This is a genomic window from Streptomyces tatrensis (genome assembly GCF_049310065.1).
GTDB lineage: Bacteria > Actinomycetota > Actinomycetes > Streptomycetales > Streptomycetaceae > Streptomyces.
Genome location: NZ_JBMDLB010000011.1, coordinates 2450427 through 2467780 on the forward strand (window position 1 = coordinate 2450427; position 17354 = coordinate 2467780).

The following is a 17354-nucleotide window of genomic DNA, read 5'->3' on the forward strand; positions in this document are numbered from 1 at the left end:
GGGGTCCGTCCGCCCGGCAGGAGCCGTCCGCCCGGCGGGCTGCCGGGCGGACGGGCCCCCACGGGTGGCTACGCCCGCACCACCCGCTGCCGCCGGGCGCGCCGGGCGGCCACCGCGCCGGCCGCGCCCAGCGCCAGAGCCAGGGCTCCGGCGGTCATCGGGAGTCCGGTGAGGGCTGACCCGGGCCGGGCCGCGGACGTGTGCGCCGCCGTGGCTTCCGTGGGGGCGAAGCCACCGGCCTTCCCGGACTTGCCGTAGGCGGAGCCCGGCAACTTGTCCCCGTAGGCCTTCACGACCCGGGTCCGGTAGGCGGCCAGGCTCGTGCCCCGCGCGCCCACGGCCGTGGCCGCGTCCTCGTCCAGGGGCAGGACCCGCTCGCCGCCGGTCACGTACCAGGCGTCGATCTGCGGTTCGCGGAACACGGTCCCGCCGGGGAGTTTCGCCGCGCCGAGCCGTGCGTAGCGGAACTCGTCGTCGCCGGTGGCGATGTTCACCACCTGCCAGCCCGCTTCGGTCTTCGCGGTCCACAGGGCGGCCTGCTGTCCGTCCGAGGAGACGGCCTTGCTGGCGAGGAATTCCAGGCGGGCCACGCTCGCGCCCGCCTTCCCCGCCACGAACTCGGGCGAGAGGTAGTGCACGGGAACCGTCTCGCCCTCGATGCGGGGCTGCGCGGCGGCGAGCGAGACCTTGCCCTCGCGGGCGAAGAAGCGGGACAGGGTGGCGAGCGTGTCGGGGGCCGCCGCCGTCCGTCCCGCGGCGGCCAGGTTCTCGGCGGTGGCGTTCTGGGGCTGCGGTACGGGCGCCGCGGACGCCTGGGTGGGGGCCAGGGCCAGTACGGCGGTCGCGGCGACGGCCGCGGCGGCGAGACGGGGGTTCACGAGGCGGGGAATCATGAGGCGGGGATTCATGAGGTCACGCCCCGATCCGGTAGAGCGAGTGGGTCCAGGAGAAGGTGCTGTTGTCCACGTACCAGGCGTGGGAGGCCCAGTTGTAGCGGTCGCTGGAGGGCCACGGGTCTCCCCAGTACACCCAGCTGTTCGCGGTGTCGTAGCCGTAGATCACGTGCATGTGGCCACCGCCGTTGGACCACTGGATGCGGGTCTCGATCGGGCGGTTGGCGTTGACCTCGGTCTGGACGGTGGAGTACTGGAGCCAGCCGGTGACGTAGGAGCCGGCGTTGATGCCGGCCCAGCGCAGGCCGGTCTGCACATTGCCGAGGGTGGCCTGGTTGTTGGGGCAGTCGTAGCCCTGCTGGCGGTTGAAGGCGGCGTTGCAGAACTGGTTCTGGCTGTAGGTGCGGCCGAACCAGGTGGCGATGGTGTTGCCGCCTGCGGCCCAGCACCAGTTGGTCTTCTGCTGGGCCTGCATGGTGATGTTCAGCCGCTTGGACGCCAGGGCCGAGCTCTCGGCAGGGGCGGCGGCGACTGAGGAGGTGGCGGTCGTGGTGCCCGTACCGGCGGCGGCATCGGCGGCGGTGGCGGCAGCGGTGGGCAGGGCGAGGAGCAGGGCGGTGACGAAGGCGGCGAGGGTGAGCCGCCGGTTTGTGTGGCGCATCGCGTTCCTCCCTATGTGGGGAGTGGGGGTGGAGGAGCGCGTCCGGACGCTGTGGAGGAGCATCGGGGTGTTGTCGGGAACAGGTCAACACGCTTCAATACGGCGTGACATCGCGGTGTGAACGGTGGGGCCAGAGTGTGAACGTCCGCCGTCACCCCACCTGCCCCCACCTGCCCCCACCGGGACCACGGGCGGCACCCGCCGGACCGCCCGCACCCCGCCGCGTGAACGTTCACAGGAGGAGCCGCCATGCGGTCGAGCGCGAACGGCACCTTCTCGGACACCGCCCCTCCGGCCGCCTCCGCTGCGAGCGGCGCCCCTCCGGCCGCCTCCCCTCCGAGCGGCTCCCCTTCGGACACCGCCCGTGCGGAGGGCGCCCGGGACCTGCCGCGCCTGCTGCGCGACGGCCCCTTCCACCTCGCGCTCCGCGCCGCCCTCACCGCCCGCGGCCTGCCCCTGCACCGGGTGCAGCACCGGCTCGCGGCCCGCGGCATCAAGCTCGGGGTGACCAGCCTCAGTTACTGGCAGCAGGGCGCCCGGCGGCCGGGCCGCCCCGAGTCCCTGAAGGCCGTACGGGCCCTGGAGCAGATCCTGGAACTGCCCGAGGGCGCCCTGCTGCGGCTGCTGGCCGCGCCGGATCCCGCCGCACCGGGGACGGCCCGGCCGCCCGCGCGCTCGTACCGGGCGCTGTTCAGCGTGGGCGCGGCCGTGGAGGAGCTGCTGGCCGGCATGGAACTGCCCGCCGACGGCGGCCTGCACACCGTCGGCCACCACGAGCGCGTGCGGATCGGGCCCGCCGGGGAGCTGCTCGGCCGCGAATCGCAGCACGTCGTACGGGCCCACCGCGACGGGGTCGACCGGTACATCGCGGTCCACCACGGCGACCCGGGCTGCGATCCGGAGCGGATCCGGGTCCGGGCCGACGAGAACTGCCGGACCGGGCGGATCCGCCGCCACCCCGGAGCGGAGCTGGTCGTCGCCGAGCTGCTCTTCGACGCCCGGCTGCGGGCCGGGGACACCTACGTCTTCGGCTACGGCTTCGAGGACGGCACCGCGGGCCGCAGCACCGAGTACGTGCGCGGCTTCAGCTACACCGGCGGGCAGTACGTGCTCCAGGTCCGCTTCGACGAGGCGGCCCTGCCGGTGCGCTGCCGCCGCTTCACGCGCAGCGGGCCGGACGCCCCGCGCGGCCGGCTCGCGGACCTGAACCCGAGCGGACCGCACCGGGCCGTGCACCTGGTGGAGCAGGGGGTGCGGCGCGGGATCCTGGGGATCGGGTGGGACTGGGAGTGAGCGCCGGTGCGGCGCCCCCCGCGCCGTCAGCCAGCGCCGCCAGCCCGCGACGTCAGCCCGCGACGTCAGCCCGCGACGAGCTTGCCGGCCTCGACCTTCACCGGGACCTCCGGCAGCGGGTCGGTGGCCGGGCCGCGCAGCACCTTGCCCGTGGTCACGTCGAAGCGGCTGCCGTGGCAGGGGCAGTTGCCCTCGCCCTCGACGATCTTGTCCAGTACGCAGCCGGAGTGGGTGCACTGGGCGCTGAAGGCCTTGTACTGGCCGGCCTCCGCGCAGCTGACCACGAGCTTCTTCTCGCGGAACAGCTTCGCGCCGCCGACCGGCACCTCGGCCGCCGCACCCAGCTCGACGGGCTCCGCGGGGACCGCCGGGGAGCCGGAGCCGCTGTTGGTCTCGGTGGAGCAGGCCGTCAGCGCAGCACCGCCGCCGACGGCTCCAACGATCGCGGCGGCGCCCTTGAGGACGGTACGGCGGGCGGCGGACTGCGAGGCGGACATGCGGTTCTCCCGGAGTGAGGACGACGTGCGGACGGCGCGAGGAAGCGGCGCGGCCGGCATGGGCCCGGCCGGGCCCCGGCGGGCCCACCCGACGATACCCGCGCCCGATGGGATACCTTCCCCCGCGTGATCGTCGTCGGTGGAGAAGCCCTGATCGACCTGGTGCCCGTCGCACAGCCGCCGGGCGCCCTGCTGCCGCGGCCGGGCGGCGGACCGTACAACACCGCCGTCGCGCTGGGCCGGCTCGGCGTCCGGACCGCCTTCTGCTCCCGCATCTCGACGGACGGCTTCGGCGCCTCGCTGCTCGACGGGCTGCGCGCGGCCGGGGTGGACCTCTCCCTGGTCCAGCGCGGACCGGAGCCGACCACGCTGGCGGTGCCCTCGCTGGCCCCGGACGGCTCGGCGGCGTACGGCTTCTACGTCGAGGGAACGGCCGACCGGCTGTTCCGGCTGCCGCCCGCGCTCCCCGAGGGGGTACGGGCCCTCGCGCTCGGCACCTGCTCGCTGGTGCTGGAGCCCGGGGCCAGTGCCTACGAGACCCTGCTGCGCCGGGAGTCCGGGCGCGGGCTGCTGACCCTGCTCGACCCCAACATCCGCCCGGCGCTGATCGCCGACCCGGCGGCCTACCGGGCCCGCTTCCTGTCCTGGCTGCCGCACGTCGGCGTGCTGAAGCTGTCGGAGGAGGACGCGGCGTGGCTGGGCGGCGGCGCGGGCGACTGGCTGGCGGCCGGTCCCTCCGCGGTGGTGCTCACCCGGGGCGCCGGCGGCCTGACGGTGTGGACGCGGGAGGGCGCGGAGCACTCGGTGCCCGCACGCCGGGTCCCGGTGGTGGACACCATCGGCGCGGGCGACACCGTGAACGCGGCCCTGCTGCACCGGCTCGCGGCCGGCGCGGGGGGCCCGGATCGGGTGGACTGGCCCGAGGTGCTGTCGTACGCCGCCGCGGCGGCGGCGCTGACGTGCACCCGGGCGGGCGCGGAGCCTCCGTACGCCTGCGAGCTCAGCGGAGCGCGGCCCACACCGTAGCGGCCACCGCGGGGGCGAACTCCTCCACCGGCCCGACCGTGTCGGGCCCGGAGAAGTGCAGGAAGAAGGCCCGCTGGAAGCAGGCGCCGAGCAGCAGCGCGGCGGCGGCGGCCGGGTCGGCGTCGGGGCGCAGCCTGCCCCGTTCGAGCTCGCGGAACAGGTGGCCGGTGAGGGCCTCCAGCACGACGTGCGGACCCGCGCCGATGCTCCGTACGCCCTCGCGGTGGCGGGTGAGCAGGACGGGATCGGCGAAGAGCGAGCCGGACATGGGCATGGCTTCGGCGTAGAAGAGCGAGGCGTACCGGGCGATCTCGGTCAGTCGTTCTTCGACGGGCTGGTCCCCCGGATCGCTGGTCAGGGCCGCCATCATCGCCCCGGCGTTGGGGCGGCGCTCCATCAGCACGCGGACGAACAGCTCTTCCTTGTTCGCGAAGTACTTGTAGAGCGCGGCCTCCGAGCAGCCCGCCTCACGGGCGATGGCCTTCGTGGTGGCGTTGGCCAGTCCGGTGGTGCGCATCAGGGTCTCGGCCGCATCGAGCAGGCGCTCCGGGGTGGACCGGCTTGACTTTGGGGTGAGCATTCACTCACCATAACGGAAGCGGGGGTGAGTGAATACTCACCAACCCCCCTCTCTCTGTCATGCGCCACACGTCATGCGTCACGCAAATCTGGGAGCCAGGATGAAACTCACGGTGTTCGGAGCCACGGGCGGGATCGGCCACGAGGTGGTCCGGCAGGCACTCGAAGCGGGTCACGAGGTGACGGCGGTCGTCCGCGACCCGGCGCGGCTGGACGTACCGGCGCACGAACGGCTGCGGGTGGCGGTCGTGCGGGACCTGTCCGACGAGGACGCGCTCGTTGCGGTGCTGGAGGGACAGGAGGCGGTGGTCTCCGCGCTCGGCCCGACGAGCAACAAGCAGGCCCGGCTCACCCCGGTGGCGGGGCCGGCCCTGCGGTCGATCGTCTCCGCGATGGACCGGGCCGGGGTGACCCGCCTGTCGGCGGTCAGCGCGGCGCCGGTGGGTCCGCAATCGCCGGGGGACGGCGCGCTCACCCGAGTGGTCGTCTACCCGCTGCTGCGCAGGGCGCTGCGGGACGTGTACGCGGACCTCACCGTCATGGAGGCGGCGATCGCCGCGAGCCGTACGCAGTGGACGGTGATCCGGCCGCCGCGGCTGCTGAACCGGCCGTTCACGGGGACGTACCGGCGGGCGGTCGACGCCAACGTCCCGGGCGGCAAGGTGATCGCCCGGGCCGACGTCGCCGACGCCCTCCTGACCACCCTGTCCGACCCCTCGACGTCGGGCCACGCCATCGGCGTCGCCGCCTGACGGCCTCGTGCACCGTCGCCTGTTGATCGGCGAGGGCACGAAGCCCGCGGCCATCCCCCGCAGGGGTGGGCGTGGTCATCGGCGGGGGACGACGACGTCGACGCTCGCGCCTTCCGGTCAGGACCCACCCCGAACGGCGGTTCCCGTCGTGCGGGGTACGGCCCCGGCCGGGAGGGTGACGGCATGGGCCACTGGTGGTACCGCAATGTCCTGGAGCCGGGGAAGCTGCCGCTGCTCCTCGCGCTGGCGGCGTTCGTCGCCGCTTTCACCGTGACCCGGGTCATCACCCGGATGATCCGCGCGGGCAAGGGGCCGTTCCGCAACGTCACTCCGGGCGGGCTGCACATCCACCACGCCGTTCCGGGAGTGATCCTGATGACCGTCGGCGGTTTCACGGGCATCGCCTCGGCCGGCCGGTCAGGGTGGGGGGCCGCAGTGGCGGCAGTGTTGTTCGGGATGGGGACGGGGCTGGTCCTGGACGAGTTCGCGTTGATCCTGCACCTGAGCGACGTCTACTGGACCAAGCAGGGCACGATCAGCATCGAGGTCGTGATCATGACCGCGGCGCTTGCGTCATTGCTGCTCTGCGGGTTCCTCCCGCTGGGAGTGGACGGGCTGACGCCCGATGAGCAGCGCAACCGGATGACGGCGGTCGCCACGGTGGTGGCGAACCTGCTGTTCGCGGTCGTGGCCCTGTTCAAGGGGAAACCCCGGATGGCCGTTCTCGGCGCGGTCGTTCCGCTCATCGCGATGGTCGCCGCCGTACGGCTGGCCCGGCCCGCGTCCCCCTGGGCCCGCCGCCTCTACGGCGGCCGGGCCAAGACCCGCGCCCGGGCCCTCAAGCGGTCCTATCACCACGACCGGCGCTGGAGCGGACTGCGGCGCCGGGTGGACTACCTCATCGGCGGCGCACCCAGCCAGTAGCGGCCCGGGAGGCGGCGCCGCCCCCGACAACGGGACGGGCGCCGCCTCCGAAGGGCTAGGCCTTGCGCGCCCGCGTTGCCTTCTTCGCAGGAGCCGGGGCCGCCGCCTTCTTGGCGGGAGCCGCCGCCTTCTTCCGCGCGGCCGCCTTCTTCACCGGCCGGGCCGGCTCGGAGGCGGCGTCGGAGATGCGGTCTGCGCCCAGGATGTCCCGCAGGAACTTGCCCGTGTGGCTCGCGCCCACCGAGGCGACCTGCTCGGGCGTGCCCTCGGCGACGACGAGGCCGCCTCCGTACCCGCCCTCGGGACCCATGTCCACGACCCAGTCCGCGGTCTTGACGACATCGAGGTTGTGCTCGATGACGATCACCGTGTTGCCCTTGTCGACCAGCCCCGACAGCACCTTGATGAGCTTCGAGATGTCCTCGAAGTGCAGGCCCGTCGTCGGCTCGTCCAGGACGTACACCGTCCGCCCCGTCGACCGCTTCTGGAGCTCCGAGGCCAGCTTCACGCGCTGCGCCTCGCCGCCCGAAAGCGTCGGCGCCGACTGGCCGAGGCGGACGTACCCGAGCCCGACCTCGTTCAGCGTCTTGAGGTGCCGCGAGATCGTCGGGACCGCCTCGAAGAAGCCTGCGGCCTCCTCGATCGGCATGTTCAGGACCTCGGCGATGGACTTGCCCTTGTAGTGGACCTCCAGCGTCTCCCGGTTGTACCGGTCGCCGTGGCAGACCTCGCACGGGACGTACACGTCCGGCAGGAAGTTCATCTCGATCTTGATCGTGCCGTCGCCGGAGCAGTTCTCGCACCGGCCGCCCTTCACGTTGAAGGAGAAGCGGCCCGGCAGATAGCCGCGCACCTTCGCCTCCATCGTCTCCGCGAAGAGCTTGCGGACGTGGTCGAAGACACCGGTGTAGGTGGCCGGGTTGGACCGGGGGGTTCGGCCGATCGGCGACTGGTCCACGTGCACGACCTTGTCGACGAGGTCGTCGCCGTCCACCCGCGTGTGCCGTCCCGGCACCGACCGCGCGCCGTTGAGCTCGCGGGCGAGGTGCGTGTACAGGATGTCGTTGACCAGCGTCGACTTGCCGGAGCCCGATACGCCCGTCACCGCCGTGAGCACGCCCAGCGGGAAGGACACATCGATGTCCCGCAGGTTGTTCTCCTTGGCGCCGTGCACCGTGAGCTTGCGCGCGGGGTCCACGGGGCGGCGTACGTCTGGGAGCGGGATGGACCGCTTGCCGGACAGGTACTGGCCGGTGATCGACTCGGGGTTCTCCAGCAGGTCCTTCAGCGAGCCGCTGTGCACGACCTTGCCGCCGTGCTCGCCGGCGCCCGGGCCGATGTCCACGACCCAGTCGGCCACCTTGATGGTGTCCTCGTCGTGCTCGACGACGATCAGGGTGTTGCCCATGTCCCGCAGCCGGACGAGGGTCTCGATCAGCCGGTGGTTGTCCCGCTGGTGCAGGCCGATGGAGGGCTCGTCCAGGACGTAGAGCACGCCCACCAGGCCGGAGCCGATCTGCGTGGCGAGGCGGATGCGCTGGGCCTCGCCGCCCGAGAGGGTGCCGGCGGCGCGGTTGAGCGAGAGGTAGTCCAGGCCGACGTCGACGAGGAAGCGGAGCCGCTCGTTGACCTCCTTGAGGACCCGCTCGGCGATCTTCTTGTCGCGGGCGTCGAGCTTGAGGCGCCCGAGGAAGTCCGCGCACTCGCTGATCGACATCGCCGCGACGTCCGCGATCGAGCGGTCCATGACCGTCACCGCGAGCACGATCGGCTTGAGCCGGGTGCCCTGGCAGGTGGGGCACGGCACCTCGCGCATGTAGCCCTCGAAGCGCTCGCGGCTGGCGTCGCTCTCGGACTCCGAGTGCCGCCGCTTCACGAACGGCACGGCGCCCTCGAAGGCCGTGGTGTAGGCCCGCTCGCGCCCGTACCGGTTGCGGTAGCGGACCTCGATCTGCGTCTTGTGGCCGTACAGCAGGGCCTTCTTCGCCCGCAGCGGCAGACCGGCCCACGCGATGTCGGTGCGGAAGCCGAGCTCTTCGGCGAGCGCGCCGACCAGCCGCTGGAAGTAGTCCTTGGTGTGGCCGAGCGACCACGGCGAGACCGCGCCCTCGTCCAGGGACTTGTCCTCGTCCGGGACGATCAGCTCCGGGTCCACCTCCATGCGCGTACCGATGCCGGTGCACTCGGGGCAGGCGCCGAAGGGCGAGTTGAAGGAGAAGGAGCGCGGCTCCAGCTCCTCGAAGGAGAGGTCGTCGTACGGGCAGTAGAGGTGCTCGGAGTACATCCGCTCACGCTCGGGGTCGTCCTCCGCGAGGTCGACGAAGTCAAGGATCACCATGCCGCTCGACAGCCCGAGGGCGGTCTCCACGGAGTCCGTCAGCCGGCGCTTGGCACTGTCCTTGACGGTGAGGCGGTCGATGACCACCTCGATGGTGTGCTTCTCCTGCTTCTTCAGCGTGGGCGGCTCGGAGAGCTGGATCGTCTCCCCGTCCACCCGGGCCCGGCTGTAGCCCTTGGTCTGGAGATCGGCGAAGAGGTCGACGAACTCGCCCTTGCGCTCGCGCACCAGCGGCGACAGCACCTGGAACCGGCTTCCCTCGGGCAGCGCGAGCACCTTGTCGACGATCGCCTGCGGCGACTGCCGCGAGATCGGCCGGCTGCACTCGGGGCAGTGGGGCTTGCCGATGCGCGCGAAGAGCAGGCGGAGGTAGTCGTAGACCTCGGTGATGGTGCCGACGGTGGAGCGCGGATTGCGCGAGGTGGACTTCTGGTCGATGGAGACGGCCGGGGAGAGGCCCTCGATGAAGTCGACGTCGGGCTTGTCCATCTGCCCGAGGAACTGGCGGGCGTACGAGGACAGCGACTCGACGTAGCGGCGCTGCCCCTCGGCGAAGATCGTGTCGAAGGCCAGGGAGGACTTGCCCGACCCGGAGAGTCCGGTGAAGACGATGAGCGAGTCGCGCGGCAGGTCAAGAGAGACGTTCTTGAGGTTGTGCTCGCGAGCGCCACGAACGATGAGACGGTCGGTCACGCCGGTCCGCACCTTTCTTGAGAGAGCGGGGGCACGGACCCCCGTCCCAAGGGTATTGGGGGGCGCCTCTGCGGTGGAGTGGGAGACTGGACTCCGAGCGTATAGCACGTGCATTCGATTTCCGGCACTCCGCAGCCCTCTTCACCCGATCGTGTGGCGAGGGCCCCTCAACCACTAGGCTCGGCCGCATGATTGATCATGCGCACGACCTGCGCTCCGTACGTGAGGCCACCGATCGGCTGCTGACCGCGGTCGCGAAGCTGGACAACGCTTCCCTGGCCGAAGAGTCACGTCTCCCCGGCTGGAGCCGGGGGCACGTCCTGGCCCACCTCGCCCGGAACGCGGACGCCCTGGTCGAGGTCTTCGAGGGCCGCCCGATGTACGAGAGCGCCACCTCCCGGGAGTCCGACATCGAGCGGGATGCGGGCCGTCCCCTGCTGGAACAGCTCGAGGACGTCCGGAATTCCGGGGACCGCTGGCAGGCCGTCGCCGACCGCCCGCAGGACTGGACCCGCACCGTGGAACTGCGCAACGGGGTCACCGACACCGCGGCCCGGGTGCCCTTCCGGCGCCTGATCGAGGTCGAGCTGCACCACGTCGACTTGAACATCGGCTACGAGCTGTCCGACCTCCCGGACGAGTTCGCCGAGCGCGAGATCGCCTTCCTGGCCGACCGCTGGTCGGGCCGCCCCGACGTCCCGCCGGTCACCCTGTGGCTCGGGTACGACGGCACCGACCTCACCTGGCACACCGGTGGCACCGAGGGCTCGCCCGTCACCCTGGGCGGCACCCGCGACGAGCTGCTCGGCTGGCTCGCGGGACGCGGGGACCAGGGCGCGCACCTCACGCTGATCGAAGGCGACCGCCTTCCCGAGCTGCCCCCGCTCTAGCCGGACGACACCCTTAGGATCGAGAACATGACGTACAGCGGAGCGGTCAAGGTCGGCGGTCCGGCCGACGTGCACGAACTCTCGGACCTGATGATTTCCAAAGTCGCGGTGGGCCCGATGAACAACAACGCCTACCTGCTGCGCTGCCGGGCCACCGACGAGCAGCTGCTGATCGACGCGGCGGCGGAGCCGGAGACCCTGCTGAGCCTGATCGGTGAAAGCGGCATCATCTCCGTGGTCACCACCCACCGGCACGGCGACCACTGGGGCGCGCTGGCGGACGTGGTCCAGGGGACCGGCGCACGGACGTACGCGGGCCGCTTCGACGCGGAGGGCATCCCGGTCCCGACCGACGTGCCCGTCGAGGACGGGGACACCATCACGGTCGGACGGGTCACGCTGACCGCCCGCCACCTGGTCGGCCACACCCCCGGCTCGATCGCGCTGGTCTACGACGACCCGCACGGCCACGCGCACGTGTTCACCGGCGACTGCCTCTTCCCGGGCGGCGTCGGCAACACCTCGGGCGACCAGAAAGCCTTCACCAGCCTGCTCGACGACGTGGAGCACAAGCTGTTCGGCGAGCTGTCGGACGAGACCTGGGTGTACCCCGGCCACGGCAACGACACCACGCTCGGCGCCGAGCGCCCCCACCTGGCCGAATGGCGCGAGCGCGGCTGGTGACGGGCGCCGAAGGGGGCGCCGGCCCGTCAACCTCACGCCGGACCGCACTCCCTTTTGGTCATTGATGGCCGAACGCACGTCCTGAGGGGGCGGGGCAGGGTAATTGCTGCACCATGCAACAGGACCACCCCGCCCCCGCTCCCCTCTCCCAGGACAAGGCCGTCGCGGCCGCCGCCGACCCGGACACCTCCTCCCCCTCGATGCTCCGGCTCGCCTCGGCCTCCCTCGTCGGCACCGCCATCGAGTTCTACGACTTCTTCGTCTACGGCACCGCCGCCGCCCTGGTGCTCGGACCGCTCTTCTTCCCCTCCTTCTCCCCGCTCGCCGGCACCCTCGCCGCCTTCGGCACCTTCGGCGTCGGCTTCCTCGCCCGGCCCCTCGGCTCCGCCCTCTTCGGCCACATCGGCGACCGGTACGGCCGCCGCCCGGTGCTCCTCGCCTCCCTGCTGCTCACCGGCCTGGCCACGGTGGCGGTGGGCTGCGTGCCCTCGTACGCCTCCATCGGGATGGCCGCCCCCGTCCTGCTGGTCCTGCTGCGCTTCCTCCAGGGCCTCGGCCTCGGCGGGGAGTGGGGCGGCGCCGTGCTGCTGACCTCGGAGCACGCCCCCGAGGGGCGGCGCGGACTGTGGTCGAGCTTCCCGCAGATGGGCCCGGCGGTCGGGTTCCTGCTGGCCAACGGCCTGATGCTGACCCTGTCGAGCACGCTGTCCGACGGGCAGTTCGCCGCCTGGGGCTGGCGGGTGCCGTTCTGGGTGGCGGGGCTGCTGGCCCTGACCGGGCTGTGGCTGCGCCGCTCGGTGGAGGAGACCCCGCAGTTCCTCGCACTGGCCGAGACCGGCCACCGGGCCGAAGCCCCGCTGGCCGAGGTCCTACGGGGCCACTGGCGCCTGCTCCTGCTGACCGGCGGGGCACTGGCCGTGGGCTACGCCGTCTTCTACGCGGTCACCACCTGGTCCCTCGCGTACGCCACCGAGCACCTCGGCGTGCACCGCTCGGTGATGCTGGCCTGCATCATGGTGGCCGTCGCCCTCAAGGGCGTGGCCACCCCGGTGATCGCGGTGCTCGGCGACCGCCACGGCCGGCGCCCGCTGTGCCTGGCGGGCTGCGCGGCCTCCGCGCTGTGGATGTTCCCGTTCGTGGCGCTGCTGCGCACCGCGGACCCGCTGCTGATGACGGTGGGCCTGCTCGGCGCCCTGCTCGGCATGGTGACGATGTTCGCGGTGGTGGGCGCGTACCTGCCCGAGCTGTACGCCCCGCGGATCCGCTGCACGGGCGCGGCCGTCGGCTACAACCTCGGCGGTGTGCTGGGCGGTGCGCTGACCCCGATCGTCGCGACGGCCCTGGCGGACGGCTCGGGGCCGCCGTGGGCCGTAGCCGTGTACCTGACGGCGATCGCCCTGGTCTCGCTGGCCTGCTTCGCGCTGCTCCCGGAGACCAACCCGGTGGTCGTCCGGCAGCGGACGGGCACGGACACCGACATGGACGCCGGCACGGACGCCGGGAAGGGGGCGGCCGAAGCGGCCGCCGTGTAGCGCGGGGCCCGGGTCAGTCCTTCTGGGGCTCGACCGGCTTGTGGCCCGGGTACACGTGGCCGGGGGTCACGATCCCGGTGACGGCCTCCCCGAAGAGGGTGCTGGGCTCCTGGGTCTCGTACGTGTCGTCGGTGTTCAGCACGATGACCATGGTGGCCTGCTCCTCCGGCAGGTAGACGGTCAGCGACTCGTACCCGGGCAGCGAGCCGTTGTGGCCGATCCAGCCCTGGACGTTGAAGATGCCGAGCCCGTAGCCCGCGCCGGGGATGATGCCGATCGGCTGGGTCTTCAGCCGCTCGGCCTGGGTCGCGGGGGTCAGGAGGGTGCCGGTGGCCAGGGTCTTCGCCCAGCTGCGCAGGTCCTCCAGGTCCGAGACCATCGCTCCGGCGGCCCAGGCCCAGGACGGGTCGAAGTCGGTCGCGTCCACGATCTTCCCGCCGGGCAGGTCATTGGTGTAGCCGTGCGCGTGCGGCTCGGGGAACTCGCTGCCGACGGGGAAGAGCGTGCGGCTGCTCAGCCCGGCGGGCTTCACCACGTCCTGCCCGATGACCTCGTGGATCGGCCGGCCGGTGATCTTCTCCACCACCAGGCCGAGCAGGATCAGGTTGGTGTTGGAGTACTCGAACTTCGCGCCCGGCTCGAAGTTCACCGGGTGCTTGAAGGAGATGTCGAGCAGCTGCTGCGGCGTGAAGACGGAAGTGCCGTTGAAGTCCTTGGCGAAGCCCGCGTCGTCGCTGTAGTTGAAGAGCCCGCTGCGCATGCCCGCGAGTTCGCGCAAGGTGATGCGGTCCCCGTTCGGGACGCCGCTGATGTACTTGCCGATCGGGTCGTCGAGGGCGAGCTTGCCCTGGTCGACGAGCTGGAGGAGGGCGGTGACCGTGAACGTCTTGGTCTCGCTGCCGATCCGGACCCCGAGACCGGGCGTCATGGGTGCGCCGGTCGCCTTGTCGGCCACGCCGAAGGACTTCACGTAGCTGCCCTTGCCGGGGGCCCACAGGCCCACGGTCACGCCCGGCACCTTGGTCTGCTCCATGACCTGGCGCACGGCCGCGTCCAGCCGGGCCGCGACGGCCGGCGTGAGCTGTGGGAATTCGCCGTCCGGTGACGGAGCGGCGGTCACGGACCGCGCCGGGGCGGTGGCCCCGTACGCGGTGCCCGCGACAGCCGGGACGAGAAGTGCGCCTGCGGCCGAGACGGCCACGCAGGCCCTGCGCATGCGCATACGGGTCGGCCTCATCGCAGGGCCTCCTGTCGTACGACGGCCAGGACAACATCCTCAGCCTAGGCGCGTGCCACCCCGGTCGCGCGGCGACCGGGGTGGCACGGGATCGGACCGGGGTGGACCGGGATCAGGCGTCGATGCGCTCCGGGCCGGCAGCGGCCTCGGCCTCCGCCTGCTTCTTCGAGGCGATCAGGCTGGTGATCGTGGTGATCACCAGGACACCGCAGATGACGCCCAGGGAGACCGGGATGGAGATCTGCGGGACGTGCAGGCCCGACTCGTGCAGGGCGTGCAGCACGAGCTTGATGCCGATGAAGCCGAGGATCACGGAGAGGCCGTAGCTGAGGTGGACCAGCTTCTTGAGCAGGCCGCCGATGAGGAAGTACAGCTGGCGCAGACCCATCAGCGCGAAGGCGTTGGCGGTGAAGACGATGTACGGGTCCTGGGTGAGACCGAAGATCGCGGGGATCGAGTCCAGGGCGAACAGCACGTCGGTGGTGCCGATGGCGAGCATGACGACCATCAGCGGGGTCAGGATGCGCTTGCCGTTGCTCTGGATGAAGAGCTTGGTGCCGTGGTAGCGGTCGGCGACGCCGAACTTCTTCTCGATGGACTTCAGGAGGCGGTTCTCCTCGAACTCCTCGTCGTCCTCGTCCTTGCGGGCTTCCTGGATCAGCTTCCACGCGGTGTAGATGAGGAACGCGCCGAAGATGTAGAAGACCCACGAGAAGTTGGTGATGATCGCGGCGCCGGCGGCGATGAAGATGGCGCGCAGGACCAGGGCGATCAGTACGCCGATCAGCAGGACGCGCTGCTGGAGCTGTGAGGGGACCGCGAACTTCGCCATGATCAGGACGAAGACGAAGAGGTTGTCCACGCTCAGGGACTTCTCGGTGATGAAGCCGGCGAAGAACTCCTGCGAGGCCTGGCCGTTCCCGAACACCAGCAGGCCGAGGCCGAAGAGCACCGCGAGGACGATCCAGACGACCGTCCAGATGCCCGCTTCCTTCATGGAGACGTCGTGCGGCTTGCGGCCGATGAAGAAATCGGCGCCGATGAGGATGCTCAGACCGAGAATGGTCAGCACCCAGAGGGTCAACGAAACGTCCACTATTTACACGCCTCCGGCAGATGGCTCAGAACTTTGTCAGCGTCATCGCTGCCGGAGGTCTCTTCCACCCGGACGGCCAGGAGGCCACGGGCCGGCGCCCCGGGACCGATTGCAGTCCGTATTGACGGGCACGCCGTAGCAGGAAAGCAGGAATACTCCCCTCCGCACTCACAAGGGTACCCGCCGTGGGCGCGAAAGGTAAAGGGGACCCCAAGAACTGGTCAGTAGCCGGTCATCCGGGGCGGGCGGCGGACCGCCCGGCCGCCGCTACCGCGCGCCTCCCCGGGCCGCCGCGACCCGCTCCAGTGCCTGGTCGAGGACCCGGCTGGCCTGCGGGGGCAGGTCCGGCTCGAAGATCCAGGCGTGGTGGACCCAGGGGTCGGCGAGGTGGTTGTCCGGTACGGGCGACAGCCGCATCAGCGAGCGCCACAGCGGATCCAGCAGCGGCCCGTACGCCGAGGCCTCGTCACGGTCCGCAACCATCAGCAGGTGCACGCCGACTGCCGGACCCTCGTCGGCGAGGTAGCGCAAACGGGTGACGGCACGGTCGTCGAAGCCGTGCGGGAAGTCGTGCACGATCAGCAGCTGGTCGGAGGTGTCCACATCGGGCGGCAGGTCCTCGGGAGCCCCGGCCCGCACCGCCATCTGTACGAGGTCCACCCGGCGGGTCAGCCGCTCCAGGGTCTCGGTGACCCCCGCGGCCCCCGCGGCGGGCGGCCCTGCCAGCACTCCGGCGCGCACCAGCGGGGCCAGCGAGGCGGCTCCGGCGCCGGCCGCGTCGATGACGTGGACGGCGAACCGGTCGGCGGGGTGGGCTGCCAGCATCCGCGCCGCGTGTGCGACGGCCATGTCCATGGCGGCCCGGCGCAGCCGGTCGGTGTCCATCGCCATGGCCGCCTCGGAGCCGGTGCGGCCGTTGTCGATCCACAGGCCGCGCTCCAGCGGGACCCGGACCAGCATGGGGATGCGCAGGTCGGGCCGCTCGGGCAGGTGGAGGTCGCCCAGGCGCAGGGCCAGGGGGGCCTCGGCGGGCACGGCGTGCGCCTGCCAGACCGGGTTGTCCCAGCGCGCGTACGCGGCGGGCAGCGCGGGCTCGACCACCTCGGACTCGGAGGTGAGCTGGACCAGGTCCCGGTCGAGGACTTCCTGCGCCCGCGCGACCAGTTCCTCGCGGCGGGCCCGGGCGGTGTCCCGGGCGGCGTTTCCGGAGCCGCCGAGCCGGTGGCGGGGGTCGGACAGCGCCTCGTCGAGCTCGCGGTCCATCCGGGAGTCGGCGAACTCGACGGCGCCGCGGTAGGCGGCGACGGCGCGGGCCAGGTCCTCGAACATGCCCCAGACCTGGTTGTAGAGCCGCTCCTCCATGGACCAGCCGCTCGCGTCCCCGGCGACGGGGCGGGGCGCCTCGCCCGGCCCGGGTGGCGCGGCCGGGCGCGGCCCGGGCTCGGGCGACTCGGTGCTGGTGCGGCGGCGGGGATGGGAGTAGCTGATGGTGGGCGGGCCGCCCGCGGTGTCCGCGACCGGCTGCGGGGGCATCGGCGGGGGCGTGGGGGCGGCCGGAACGTCTTGCGGGGCCGGGGTCGGGGCCGGTGTCTGGGCCGGTGTCTGGGCCGTGGCCGGGGCCCGGAGCCCGCGCGGGACGGTCGGGGCCGGCCCGCCGGGCATGACGGCGAGGGTGATGTCTCCGGCCGGCGCCGTGCCCAGGGCGGCCGCGGCCAGTTCGACCGCGGCCGGGGCGGGCAGCCCGGCGTCGGTCAGGAGCGCGCCGAGGCCGGCGGCGTACCCCTGGCCGACGGCGCGCACCTTCCAGGCGCCCTGGCGCCGGTACAGCTCCAGGGCCACGACCGCGGTCTCCGACTCCAGTCCGGTCAGCGTGTACCCGGCGAGCTCCGCGCCCTCCGGGTCGGCCACGGACACGTAGGAGGCGGGGACCGCGCCGAAGTGCCCCGGTCCGCCGGGCGGCAGGACCAGGACGAAGCCGACCCGGTGGACGGCCGGTGCGACCGCGTCGAGGTCGACCGCTATGCGGTGCTGCCCGGAGGCCTCCCCGGGCACTTCCAGCCCGGGGAGGGTGCGGGCGCCCGGGTGGGCGACCGCACCGGGGCCGGCGAGCCGACCCGTGTCGTCGCCGAGCTGGGCCAGGGCGAGCACGGGTGTGCCCGCCGAGACCCTGATCTCCACTCGGCTCCGGGACAAGGGGTGGTTCTGCCCCCGGACCAGTTCGGCCGTCATCGTGCAGCCCCTCCCCCGTACCCGTTCTTC

At 72.3% G+C, this 17354-nt stretch carries 15 protein-coding genes; 7 read left to right on the plus strand and 8 right to left on the minus strand.

Features of this window, described 5'->3' with window-relative positions; translation table 11 throughout:
- Positions 1 to 68: 68 nt before the first annotated feature.
- Both ACODT5_RS26840 and ACODT5_RS26845 read right to left on the minus strand, forming a co-directional pair.
- Complete coding sequence (locus ACODT5_RS26840; protein ID WP_422521776.1) at positions 69 to 893, minus strand: hypothetical protein; 825 nt, start codon at positions 891 to 893, stop codon at positions 69 to 71.
- 19 nt (positions 894 to 912) lie between these two features.
- Positions 913 to 1554, minus strand: a complete 642-nt coding sequence (locus ACODT5_RS26845) for a papain-like cysteine protease family protein (protein WP_422521777.1) — start codon at positions 1552 to 1554, stop codon at positions 913 to 915.
- Positions 1555 to 1803: 249 nt separating this feature from the next.
- On the opposite strand from ACODT5_RS26845, the gene ACODT5_RS26850 reads away from it, so the two are divergent.
- Positions 1804 to 2847: a hypothetical protein gene (locus tag ACODT5_RS26850; protein ID WP_422521778.1), complete on the plus strand. Its 1044-nt coding sequence runs from the start codon at positions 1804 to 1806 to the stop codon at positions 2845 to 2847.
- Between the two features lie 65 nt (positions 2848 to 2912).
- Here the strand turns inward: ACODT5_RS26850 and ACODT5_RS26855 are convergent, their stop codons facing one another.
- Positions 2913 to 3344, minus strand: a complete 432-nt coding sequence (locus ACODT5_RS26855) for a Rieske (2Fe-2S) protein (RefSeq protein ID WP_422521779.1) — start codon at positions 3342 to 3344, stop codon at positions 2913 to 2915.
- 126 nt (positions 3345 to 3470) lie between these two features.
- Between ACODT5_RS26855 and ACODT5_RS26860 the strand changes: the two genes are divergently transcribed.
- On the plus strand, positions 3471 to 4370 hold the full coding sequence (locus ACODT5_RS26860) for a carbohydrate kinase family protein (protein ID WP_422521780.1): 900 nt from the start codon (positions 3471 to 3473) through the stop codon (positions 4368 to 4370).
- Here ACODT5_RS26860 and ACODT5_RS26865 read toward each other — a convergent pair.
- Positions 4345 to 4950: a TetR/AcrR family transcriptional regulator gene (locus ACODT5_RS26865; protein WP_422521781.1), complete on the minus strand. Its 606-nt coding sequence runs from the start codon at positions 4948 to 4950 to the stop codon at positions 4345 to 4347. The genes ACODT5_RS26860 and ACODT5_RS26865 overlap by 26 nt on opposite strands.
- 100 nt (positions 4951 to 5050) lie before the next feature.
- On the opposite strand from ACODT5_RS26865, the gene ACODT5_RS26870 reads away from it, so the two are divergent.
- Both ACODT5_RS26870 and ACODT5_RS26875 read left to right on the plus strand, forming a co-directional pair.
- Complete coding sequence (locus ACODT5_RS26870; RefSeq protein ID WP_422521782.1) at positions 5051 to 5701, plus strand: NAD(P)-dependent oxidoreductase; 651 nt, start codon at positions 5051 to 5053, stop codon at positions 5699 to 5701.
- Between the two features lie 183 nt (positions 5702 to 5884).
- Positions 5885 to 6625, plus strand: a complete 741-nt coding sequence (locus ACODT5_RS26875; RefSeq protein WP_422521783.1) for a hypothetical protein — start codon at positions 5885 to 5887, stop codon at positions 6623 to 6625.
- Positions 6626 to 6680: 55 nt separating this feature from the next.
- Here the strand turns inward: ACODT5_RS26875 and uvrA are convergent, their stop codons facing one another.
- Positions 6681 to 9656, minus strand: coding sequence for an excinuclease ABC subunit UvrA (gene uvrA, locus ACODT5_RS26880; protein WP_422521784.1), 2976 nt, complete (start codon positions 9654 to 9656; stop codon positions 6681 to 6683).
- Positions 9657 to 9844: 188 nt separating this feature from the next.
- Between uvrA and ACODT5_RS26885 the strand changes: the two genes are divergently transcribed.
- The 3 genes from ACODT5_RS26885 (at position 9845) to ACODT5_RS26895 (ending at position 12762) form a co-directional block, all read left to right on the plus strand.
- Positions 9845 to 10546, plus strand: coding sequence for a maleylpyruvate isomerase family mycothiol-dependent enzyme (locus tag ACODT5_RS26885; RefSeq protein WP_422521785.1), 702 nt, complete (start codon positions 9845 to 9847; stop codon positions 10544 to 10546).
- A 27-nt stretch (positions 10547 to 10573) separates the two neighbouring features.
- Complete coding sequence (locus ACODT5_RS26890) at positions 10574 to 11230, plus strand: MBL fold metallo-hydrolase (protein ID WP_422521786.1); 657 nt, start codon at positions 10574 to 10576, stop codon at positions 11228 to 11230.
- A gap of 200 nt (positions 11231 to 11430) precedes the next feature.
- Positions 11431 to 12762, plus strand: coding sequence for an MFS transporter (locus ACODT5_RS26895; protein WP_422525049.1), 1332 nt, complete (start codon positions 11431 to 11433; stop codon positions 12760 to 12762).
- Positions 12763 to 12775: 13 nt separating this feature from the next.
- Here the strand turns inward: ACODT5_RS26895 and ACODT5_RS26900 are convergent, their stop codons facing one another.
- From ACODT5_RS26900 to ACODT5_RS26910, 3 genes are all read right to left on the minus strand, one after another.
- Positions 12776 to 13999 carry a serine hydrolase domain-containing protein gene (locus tag ACODT5_RS26900; protein ID WP_422521787.1) on the minus strand — a complete coding sequence of 408 codons (1224 nt, stop codon included), beginning with the start codon at positions 13997 to 13999 and terminating at the stop codon, positions 12776 to 12778.
- 112 nt (positions 14000 to 14111) lie between these two features.
- The gene (locus tag ACODT5_RS26905; protein WP_422521788.1) at positions 14112 to 15095 is read right to left on the minus strand and encodes a TerC family protein; all 984 of its coding nucleotides are present in this window, start codon (positions 15093 to 15095) and stop codon (positions 14112 to 14114) included.
- Positions 15096 to 15362: 267 nt separating this feature from the next.
- Positions 15363 to 17324 carry a TerD family protein gene (locus ACODT5_RS26910; protein ID WP_422521789.1) on the minus strand — a complete coding sequence of 654 codons (1962 nt, stop codon included), beginning with the start codon at positions 17322 to 17324 and terminating at the stop codon, positions 15363 to 15365.
- Positions 17325 to 17354: the final 30 nt, after the last annotated feature.

What these genes read in the sequence shown, in the direction of transcription:
- ACODT5_RS26850 (WP_422521778.1), top strand. Translation starts at nt 1,804, where the DNA reads ATGCGGTCGAGCGCGAACGGCACCTTCTCGGACACCGCCCCTCCGGCC.
- ACODT5_RS26910 (WP_422521789.1), bottom strand. Translation starts at nt 17,324, where the DNA reads ATGACGGCCGAACTGGTCCGGGGGCAGAACCACCCCTTGTCCCGGAGC.
- ACODT5_RS26885 (WP_422521785.1), top strand. Translation starts at nt 9,845, where the DNA reads ATGATTGATCATGCGCACGACCTGCGCTCCGTACGTGAGGCCACCGAT.
- ACODT5_RS26890 (WP_422521786.1), top strand. Translation starts at nt 10,574, where the DNA reads ATGACGTACAGCGGAGCGGTCAAGGTCGGCGGTCCGGCCGACGTGCAC.
- ACODT5_RS26840 (WP_422521776.1), bottom strand. Translation starts at nt 893, where the DNA reads ATGATTCCCCGCCTCGTGAACCCCCGTCTCGCCGCCGCGGCCGTCGCC.
- ACODT5_RS26865 (WP_422521781.1), bottom strand. Translation starts at nt 4,950, where the DNA reads ATGCTCACCCCAAAGTCAAGCCGGTCCACCCCGGAGCGCCTGCTCGAT.
- ACODT5_RS26870 (WP_422521782.1), top strand. Translation starts at nt 5,051, where the DNA reads ATGAAACTCACGGTGTTCGGAGCCACGGGCGGGATCGGCCACGAGGTG.
- ACODT5_RS26900 (WP_422521787.1), bottom strand. Translation starts at nt 13,999, where the DNA reads ATGAGGCCGACCCGTATGCGCATGCGCAGGGCCTGCGTGGCCGTCTCG.
- ACODT5_RS26855 (WP_422521779.1), bottom strand. Translation starts at nt 3,344, where the DNA reads ATGTCCGCCTCGCAGTCCGCCGCCCGCCGTACCGTCCTCAAGGGCGCC.
- ACODT5_RS26845 (WP_422521777.1), bottom strand. Translation starts at nt 1,554, where the DNA reads ATGCGCCACACAAACCGGCGGCTCACCCTCGCCGCCTTCGTCACCGCC.
- ACODT5_RS26875 (WP_422521783.1), top strand. Translation starts at nt 5,885, where the DNA reads ATGGGCCACTGGTGGTACCGCAATGTCCTGGAGCCGGGGAAGCTGCCG.
- ACODT5_RS26895 (WP_422525049.1), top strand. Translation starts at nt 11,431, where the DNA reads ATGCTCCGGCTCGCCTCGGCCTCCCTCGTCGGCACCGCCATCGAGTTC.